The sequence below is a fragment of the Streptomyces sp. NPDC026673 genome (assembly GCF_040638135.1).
GTDB lineage: Bacteria > Actinomycetota > Actinomycetes > Streptomycetales > Streptomycetaceae > Actinacidiphila.
Genome location: NZ_JBEZXR010000148.1, coordinates 1 through 7,900 on the forward strand (window position 1 = coordinate 1; position 7,900 = coordinate 7,900).

General features: G+C 73.2%; 8 protein-coding genes. 3 read left to right on the top strand and 5 right to left on the bottom strand.

Features of this window, described 5'->3' with window-relative positions; translation table 11 throughout:
- Positions 1 to 771: 771 nt before the first annotated feature.
- Entirely contained in the window at positions 772 to 2,217 is a 1,446-nt protein-coding gene (locus tag AB0F62_RS41950) for an amidase (RefSeq protein ID WP_361811946.1), read from the top strand.
- Here AB0F62_RS41950 and soxR read toward each other — a convergent pair.
- Positions 2,150 to 2,692, bottom strand: a complete 543-nt coding sequence (soxR, locus tag AB0F62_RS41955; protein ID WP_361811926.1) for a redox-sensitive transcriptional activator SoxR — start codon at positions 2,690 to 2,692, stop codon at positions 2,150 to 2,152. The genes AB0F62_RS41950 and soxR overlap by 68 nt on opposite strands.
- Positions 2,693 to 2,701: 9 nt before the next feature.
- Entirely contained in the window at positions 2,702 to 4,033 is a 1,332-nt protein-coding gene (locus tag AB0F62_RS41960) for a glycosyltransferase 87 family protein (protein WP_361811929.1), read from the bottom strand.
- A gap of 126 nt (positions 4,034 to 4,159) precedes the next feature.
- On the opposite strand from AB0F62_RS41960, the gene AB0F62_RS41965 reads away from it, so the two are divergent.
- Positions 4,160 to 4,621, top strand: coding sequence for a MaoC family dehydratase (locus AB0F62_RS41965; protein ID WP_361811932.1), 462 nt, complete (start codon positions 4,160 to 4,162; stop codon positions 4,619 to 4,621).
- Here the strand turns inward: AB0F62_RS41965 and AB0F62_RS41970 are convergent.
- Together AB0F62_RS41970 and AB0F62_RS41975 are read right to left on the bottom strand one after the other, a co-directional pair.
- On the bottom strand, positions 4,612 to 5,244 hold the full coding sequence (locus AB0F62_RS41970) for a TetR/AcrR family transcriptional regulator (RefSeq protein WP_361811935.1): 633 nt from the start codon (positions 5,242 to 5,244) through the stop codon (positions 4,612 to 4,614). The two genes, AB0F62_RS41965 and AB0F62_RS41970, sit on opposite strands and share 10 nt — an antisense overlap.
- 71 nt (positions 5,245 to 5,315) lie before the next feature.
- Positions 5,316 to 6,467: an acyl-CoA dehydrogenase family protein gene (locus AB0F62_RS41975; protein ID WP_361811938.1), complete on the bottom strand. Its 1,152-nt coding sequence runs from the start codon at positions 6,465 to 6,467 to the stop codon at positions 5,316 to 5,318.
- Positions 6,468 to 6,535: 68 nt separating this feature from the next.
- On the opposite strand from AB0F62_RS41975, the gene AB0F62_RS41980 reads away from it, so the two are divergent.
- Positions 6,536 to 7,225 carry a TetR/AcrR family transcriptional regulator C-terminal domain-containing protein gene (locus AB0F62_RS41980; protein ID WP_361811940.1) on the top strand — a complete coding sequence of 230 codons (690 nt, stop codon included), beginning with the start codon at positions 6,536 to 6,538 and terminating at the stop codon, positions 7,223 to 7,225.
- A 75-nt stretch (positions 7,226 to 7,300) separates the two neighbouring features.
- On the opposite strand, the gene AB0F62_RS41985 is transcribed toward AB0F62_RS41980, so the two are convergent.
- Positions 7,301 to 7,636 carry a hypothetical protein gene (locus tag AB0F62_RS41985; protein ID WP_361811943.1) on the bottom strand — a complete coding sequence of 112 codons (336 nt, stop codon included), beginning with the start codon at positions 7,634 to 7,636 and terminating at the stop codon, positions 7,301 to 7,303.
- Between the last annotated feature and the right edge of the window lie 264 nt (positions 7,637 to 7,900).

The following is a 7,900-nucleotide window of genomic DNA, read 5'->3' on the forward strand; positions in this document are numbered from 1 at the left end:
GCCGCACAACAAATACACGTAAGTGTCCAGAACGCCCACCCCTACGACCCCGCCCCCTCCCTCTCGTAGCGCGCCTGATCCCCGGAGGGGGGTCACAAGGCGGTCCGGGGTCACCGCGCATGCTTCCCAAACCCCACCGGGTCCGGGCGCCCCATGGGCACCCCCAGCGGTAGCTCGGGGGAGAGGGGTGAGGAGGCGGTTCGGGGTTGCCACGAGTGCCCAACCGAACCCACCGGTCGTCAGAGGCCCCATGGGCACCCCCAGCGGTAGCTGGGGGATGCAGGGGTCAGGAAGCGGTCCGGGGTTGCCGCGAGTGCCCAACCGAACCCCCACCGGCCGTCGTGCGCGTCAACGACCGGAGGGGGTGTGACGGGGTGCTCCCCTGGCCGAAGGCTGGGGGAGACGAGCGGCGGACCCGGCGCGGAATGATGTGGGGGTAAACCGCGAGCGTTGGTGGGGGTACCCCCGGCCGGAGGCTGCGGGAGTGCGCCGGCGCGGCACCGGCCCCGAGACGAACATGGCGCAGGCCCGCACCGACCGCGCCGGATGGGGGTCCCCCCGGCCGAAGGCTGGGGGGAGGGAGGGCGGGCGGGGAAACCGCCCGCCGCAGGCGCAAACGAGCCGCACACAAACACCGGGCCCCACACAGCGCACCCCGGGCCGGAAAGCGCACCGCGCGCCGCGCTACTGACACCCCCGCCGCCGTGGTGCGACGATGCCACCCCAGGCAACGCAACCACCACCCTCGCGCGGATGGGACGGGACCGGGACATGGCCGAACTGCACGATCTGACGGCGCTGGAACAGGCACAGGCGATCAAGGCCGGCGAGATCTCCCCGACGGAACTCACGGAGCACTACCTCGACCGCGTCGACCGGCTCAACGACACCTTCGGGGCCTTCATCACCGTGACCCCTGAGATCGCCCGCAAGCAGGCCGCCGACGCCGAGTCCGAGGCGCTGGCGGCCCGCCGTGAGGACCGCCGGCACGCACTGTCGCCGCTGCACGGCGTCCCCGTACCGGTCAAGGACCTCAACTTCGTGGCCGGCGTGCGCTGCACGCTCGGCTCGCAGGCGTACGCGGACCACGTGCCGGACGTCGACGACCATGTCGCGGCCAAGCTGCGGGCGGCCGGGACGGTACTGCTGGGGAAGACCAACACGCCCGAGTTCGGGCTGCCCTGCTACACGGAGAACCGGCTGGCCCCGCCCGCCCGTACGCCGTGGGACCCGGAGCGTTCCGCGGGCGGCTCCAGCGGAGGCGCGGCGGCCGCCGTCGCCGCCGGGCTGGCCCCGATCGCACAGGGCAGCGACGGCGGCGGCTCGATCCGCATCCCGTCCTCCGTCTGCGGCCTGTTCGGCATCAAGCCGAGCCGCGGCCGGGTCAGCGCGGGGCCGGTGCAGCACGACGTCAGCGGGCTGAGCACGAGCGGCCCGATCGCCCGGACGGTGGCGGACGCCGCGGCCCTGCTGGACGTGCTGGCGGGCCCGATGCCCGGGGACCCGTACGCGGCTCCCTCGCTGCCGCCCGGCGAGACGTTCTCCTCGTACGCGGGCCGTGAGCCCGGCGCGCTGCGCGTGGTGGGGCTGCCCCAGCCGCCCGTGCCGGGCGTGGAGTTGCATCCGGACTGCCGTGCCGCCTACGACGGCACCGCGGAGCTGCTGCGCGAGCTGGGCCACGAGGTGGACGAGATCGAACTGCCCGTCGACGGCGCGATCCTGGACGCCTTCACCCGGGTGTGGGGCGTGATGGCCACCGTCTACCCGGTGGCCCCCGAGCAGGAGGAACTGCTGATGCCGCTCACGCGGCACCTGCGCGCCGAGGGCGGCAAGGTGAGCGGCCCCGACTTCGCGGCGTCCCTGTACGCCTTCCGGGCGCTGGGCCAGCTGATCGCGGACGCGCTGCTGTCCTCGTACGACCTGGTGCTGACCCCGACGCTGGCGCAGCCCCCGGCGTTCGTGGGGAGCGCCGGGCTGCGCGACGACGACGACCCGGCGGCGGAGTTCGCGGGCCTGGCCTCGTACACGCCGTTCACGCCGATCTTCAACGCCACCGGGCAGCCCGCGGTGAATGTGCCGCTGCACTGGACCGAGGGCGGGCTGCCGATCGGTGTGATGTTCGGCGGCCGCTACGGGGACGAGGCGACGCTCATCTCGCTGTCGGCGCAGCTGGAGTCGGCCCGTCCGTGGGCCGCCCGCAGGCCGGCGGCCTGGTAGCGGGCACGGCGCGCGGCGGCTCCGTGCCGAGCAGCCGCCGCGCGCCCGGCCCGTGGTCGCCGAGCACGTCGCCGGGGTTGGACAGGGCGCAGCGGTCCAGGGAGAGGCAGCCGCAGCCGATGCAGTCGTCGAGGCTGTCCCGGAGCCGGGTGAGCCGGTCGATGCGGGCGTCGAGTTCGGCCCGCCAGCCCGCGGAGAGCAGCGCCCAGTCCGCCCGGTCCGGGGTACGGCCCTCGGGCAGGCCGTCCAGCGCCTCGCGGATCGCGGCGAGCGGCATGCCGACCCGCTGGGAGGCCCGGATGAAGGCGACGCGGCGCAGGGTGTCCCGGGTGTAGCGGCGCTGGTTGCCGGCCGTGCGGCGGCTGCTGATGAGGCCCTTGTCCTCGTAGAAGCGCAGTGCGGAGACGGCGGCGCCGCTGCGCCCGCTCAGCTGGCCGACGGTCAGTTCGCGGTGCTCGCCGGGGATCCTCGCCACGTCCCGACTCTACGGGAGCGCGGTCAGCCGTTCGCGGTGCGGGACGCTCGTGCGCCACAGCCGGACGCAGGAGACGAGCGCCGCGGCGACCAGCAGCGCGTTGCGGACGGCGACGATGACGGCGCCCTGCCAGGTGGCGGCGGTGACGTCCGCGAAGAAGAGCGGGTAGTCGACCGTGGTGACGGCGGTGGCGAGCAGCACCAGTGCGGCGACCGGCCGTTGGGTAGTCTGCCGCATGGTCAGGCAGACGGCTCCGAGGCCGATGAGCCAGATCAGGTACTGGGGGCTGATGACCCGGCTGGTGACGGTGAAGAGCAGCACGGCGGTCAGCGCCGCGTCGTACGGCGTGGCCGGGGTCCAGCGGGCCGCGCGTACGCGCCACATCAGCAGCCACACCAGGGCGAGCCCGGTGAGCAGCAGTGAGGCGGTGGTGATCTCGGCGACGTACGGGCCGACGAATTCCAGCGACCCGTAGTGCGCGACCACGCGGCCCGGCCAGCCGAACATCTCGGCGACGTGCAGGAAGGTGCCGCCGAGGGACTCGATCTCGACGCCGCGGTGGTGCTGGGCGGACAGGAAGCCGAGGGCGCCGCGGAATGCGGTGCACAGCACCAGCAGCAGACCGCCGGCGGACAGGGCGAGCGTGGTCCAGGTCTGCCGGGTGGTCCGGCCGCGCGGGGTGCCGAGCACGGTCAGCAGGGGCCAGAGCTTGATCAGGGCGGCGAGTCCGGCGAGCGCGCCGCCGAGCCGCGGCCGTGCGGGCAGCGCGAGCAGGGCCCCGACGGCGACGACGGTGACCATCAGGTCGTACCGGGCGTAGGGCAGGTGCATCAGCAGCGGCAGGGCGAGCACCCACAACCACGCACCGGCCGTGCTGCGTCCGGGCCTGCCGGTCCCGGCCCGCAGGAGGAGGAGCAGGACGACGGCGTCGGCGGCGAGCGACAGCAGGACGAAGCCCTGGAAGTAGCTGAGCCCGGGCAGCAGCGCGGGGGCGAGCATCACCAGCGCGGCGCCGGGCGGGTACTGCCAGGTCACGTCGCCGACGGGGAAGGTCCCGTGCGTGAAGCCCTCGCTCCAGTGGCGGTAGAGGAAGTGCACCTCGCGGGCGATGTCGCCCTGCCCGCTGCGCAGCAGGGCCAGCATGACCACCCGGCTGGCGAGCCAGTAGACGGCGAGGGCGAGCCAGGTCTGGGGCCAGGTCGCCGGGCGCAGCAGGGCCGGACGGTCCGCCCGGGAGGGGGTGCCGCCGTGCCGGACCTCCACCGTGTGCCAGTCGGGCGGGCTGGTCTCCGTGGGGGCCTCGGCCACTTGTGTCTCCTCCACCAGCGCGAACAGGGACATACGGAGATGAAAGATAGTCACAAGCCGGACGAACGGCCCTTGGTACGCGCCGGGTGCGGGGCGTTGACAGGGGTCCGCCGCGGAGACCATGCTGAGCAAGCGCTTGGACAGTACGGGAGGCATGACATGGCACAGCCCAGGATCTTCACCTCGGTCGGCGAACTGAAGGCCGCCATCGGGGAGGACCTCGGCACGACCGGCTGGCTGGAGGTCGACCAGAAGCGGATCGACCTGTTCGCGGACGCCACCGGGGACCACCAGTGGATCCACGTGGATCCGGAGCGGGCGGCCCAGGGCCCCTTCGGCACCACCATCGCGCACGGCTACCTGACGTTGTCGCTCATCCCGTCCCTCACCCCGGAACTGCTGCGGGTCGAGGGCGTGCGGATGGGCGTCAACTACGGGGTGAACAAGGTGCGGTTCCCCTCCCCCGTCCCGGTCGGCTCGCGACTGCGGGCGACCGGCCGGATCGCCGAGGTGAGCGAGGTGCCGGGCGGCGCGCAGCTCGTCGTCGGGATCACGGTGGAGCGGGAGGGCGGCGACAAGCCGGTCTGCGTCGCAGAGACGGTCGTGCGCTTCTACTTCTGACGGGGCGTGTACCCGACCATGCGCAGGGCGAGATCGGCGTAGAGCGCGCCGATCTCGTCGGGCGTCCGGCGCCCCCCGGGATTGAACCAGCGGGCCACGTCGATGCAGAGGGACAGCAGCGCGACGGTGGTCCCGGACACGTCCGGCACGTCGAACTCCCCTGCCTGCACGCCGTCGTGGATCACCGAGCGGACCGCGGCCTCGCTCCCCCGGCGCAGCTCCACCACTTCGGTGTAGTGCTCGGGGCCGAGCGCCCCGAGTTCGTACTGCACGACACGGCCCGTGGTGTGGTGCTCCGCGTGCCAGCGGACGAACGAGCGCACGGCGGCGGCCAGCCGGTCGGCGGGGCCGCCCTCGCCGTTCGCGGCGTCCTGGAGCAGCCCGAGGGAGAGCCGGTGCCCGACCACGCTGATCTGGTAGAGCAGCTCTTCCTTGGTCTTGTAGTGGATGTAGAGCGCCGCCGGGCTCATGCCGGCCCGGCCCGCGATGTCCCGGGTGGTCGTCGCGTGGTAGCCGCGCTCGGCGAACGCCTCGACCGCCGCGATCACCAGCCGCCTGGCGGCATCGGGGGTGATACCGGTCCATGCCTCGGTCCGCTCCGACCGCTCCGCCTCCACGTCCATGGCGGACACCTTACATCGGCGCTGAGCAAGCGCTTAGATACCGAGCGGTCGGTCGGCTCCCGCAGAGCCGCTCAGAAGGCCGCGATCCCGGTCAGCTCCCGGCCGATCAGCAGCTTCTGGATCTGGCTCGTGCCCTCGTACAGGGTCATCACCCGGGCGTCCCTCAGCAGCTTGCCCACCGGGTACTCGTCGATGTAGCCGTAGCCGCCGAAGACCTGCAGCGCGTTGTTGGCACAGCGCACCGCCGCCTCGCTCGCGAAGAGCTTCGCCTTGGACGACTCCGCGGCGAAGGGCAGCCCCCGATCGACGAGATCGGCGACCCGCCAGGTCAGCAGCCGTGCCGCGTCCACGTCGAGGGCGATGTCCGCGAGCAGTTCCTGCACCAGCTGGTGCGCGGCGATCGGCCTGCCGAACTGCTCCCGCTCCTTCGCGTACGCCACCGCCGCGTCCAGGGCGGCCTGGGCGATGCCCACGCAGCCGGCGGCGACCGACATACGGCCCTTGGCGAGGGCCGACATGGCCACCGAGAAGCCCTTCCCCTCGGGGCCGATTATGGCGGAGGCCGGAACGCGCACGTCCTGCAGCACCAGCTCCGCCGTGGCCTGACCGCGCAGCCCGAGCTTCCCGTGGATCTCGCGCCGGGTGAGGCCGGGGACGTCCGCGGGCACCAGGAAGGCGCTGACGCCCTTGTGACCGGGGGCGTCGTCGGTGCGGGCGAAGAGCAGGACCACGTCCGCCCAGGTGCCGTTCGTGATGAACATCTTGGCGCCGTTGATCACATAGTCGCCGCCGTCGCGCCGGGCGCGCGTGGTCAGGCTTCCGGCGTCCGACCCCGTGCCGGGCTCGGTCAGCCCGAAGCAGCCCACCGCCTCGCCGGAGGTCAGCCGGGGCAGCCAGGCCCGCTTCTGCTCCTCCGATCCCCAGTGGGCGACGGACTTCGCCACGAGCCCGAGGGAGACGGAGACGATGCCGCGCACGGCGGAGTCGCCGCGGCCCAGCTCCTCGGTGACCAGGCAGTACGCCAGGTGGTCGCCGCCCGAGCCGCCGTACTCCTCGGGGATGGTCAGCCCGAGGAAGCCGACGGCGCCCAGCTTCTTGACGATCCCGCGGTCCACGCTCTCCGCCCGGTCCCACGCGGCCGCGTGCGGCACGATCTCGCGTTCGGTGAACTCGGCGGCCAGCGCACGGACCGCGGCCTGCTCCTCGGACAGCTCAAGATTCACGGCGCACCTCGGTTCGGCTTTAAATTATCACTGCTAGTTTCTCGGTGGCAGCCTCTACTATGTGCCGCATGGCCCGCCCCCGCAAGCCCCTGCTCAGCCGCGAACGCATCGTCGCGACGGCACTCGCGCTCGTGGACGGGGAGGGACTTCAGGCCGTCTCGACGCGCCGTCTCGCGGCCGAACTCGGCGTCAGCGGGCCGAGCCTCTACAACCACTTCACGACCAAGGACGAGATCCTGGACGCGGTGGCCGACGCGGTCGTCGGCGAGGTCGACGTCTCCATGTTCGACGACGGCCGCGACTGGCGGGACGCCCTCGTCTCCTGGGCCCGCTCCTACCGCGGCGCGCTGGCGGCCCATCCGAACATCGTGCCGTTCCTCGCCCAGGGCCCGGGCCGCCGCCCCGCGGGCCTGCGCATGGCCGACGCGGTCTTCGGCGGCATGACCGCCGCCGGCTGGCCCCCGGCCCACGCCACCCGCGTGGGCGCCCTCATGCGCTACTTCGTGGCGGGGTCGGCCCTGGGGTCCTTCGCCCGGGGGTTCGTCGGCGATCCGACCGCCTACGACCCCGCGGACTACCCCCACCTCGGCCAGGCCCACCTGCTCGCGGAACGGCAGCAGCAGGTGGACGAGGGCGCCTTCGAAACGGGACTCCGCGCCCTGGTGGACGGCCTCTCGCTGCAGTTCGCTGCGCTGGGCCGGACCGGGGGGCCGGGGCTGGGGCTGGGGCCTGAGGCTGGGGCCGGGGCTGGGGCCTGAGGCTGGGGCCGGGGCTGGAGCTGGGGCCTGAGGCTGGGGCCGGGGCTGGAGCTGGGGCCTGAGGCCCGGTAGGTCTCACAGCTCACAGGGTGCGGTGATGCAGACGGGATGCGAGCGCCAGTCGTCGCCGGTGTCGACGCCACCGCCGTAGCCGTCCCCGTCGTGGTCACCGCAGCCCGGGTCCCAGTCGTCGGTGAGAATCCACGAGTCGTCTTCGGTCATGTCGTGGGTCAGCAGGAGCGTGGAGCTGTTGTCGTCGCCCGGGTCCTCGCCGCCGGGGTCGGCCGCGACCACGTGCTGCGTCGCGGGCGCGGCGGCGAAAGCGGTGGCCGGCAGGAGCGCGCCTCCCGTGACGACGGCGGAGGCGGCGGCCAGGGCGAAGAAGCGGCGGGTCAGGATCATGTGCGTCATGGGGGGTCTCCTCGGGCCGGGGGGCCGGAACGGTTCGTTCGGTGCTACCTCCAGTAGGCCCGGGGCGGGGTGGGGCGTCACGCCCCTGCATTTCGTGGCTTGACGCGTATGTGTGGTTGCGGTACCGGTCGTGTGCGGCGCCGTTTGTGGTTGCGGTTGGGGTTTCTCCCCCACCCTCCCGCCCGATTGCCCGGCGCGGTCAGTGACCGCGCCGCTGCGTGTGTGGTGGGCCGGGGTCGGGGCCTCCGGGGCTGGGCATTCTGG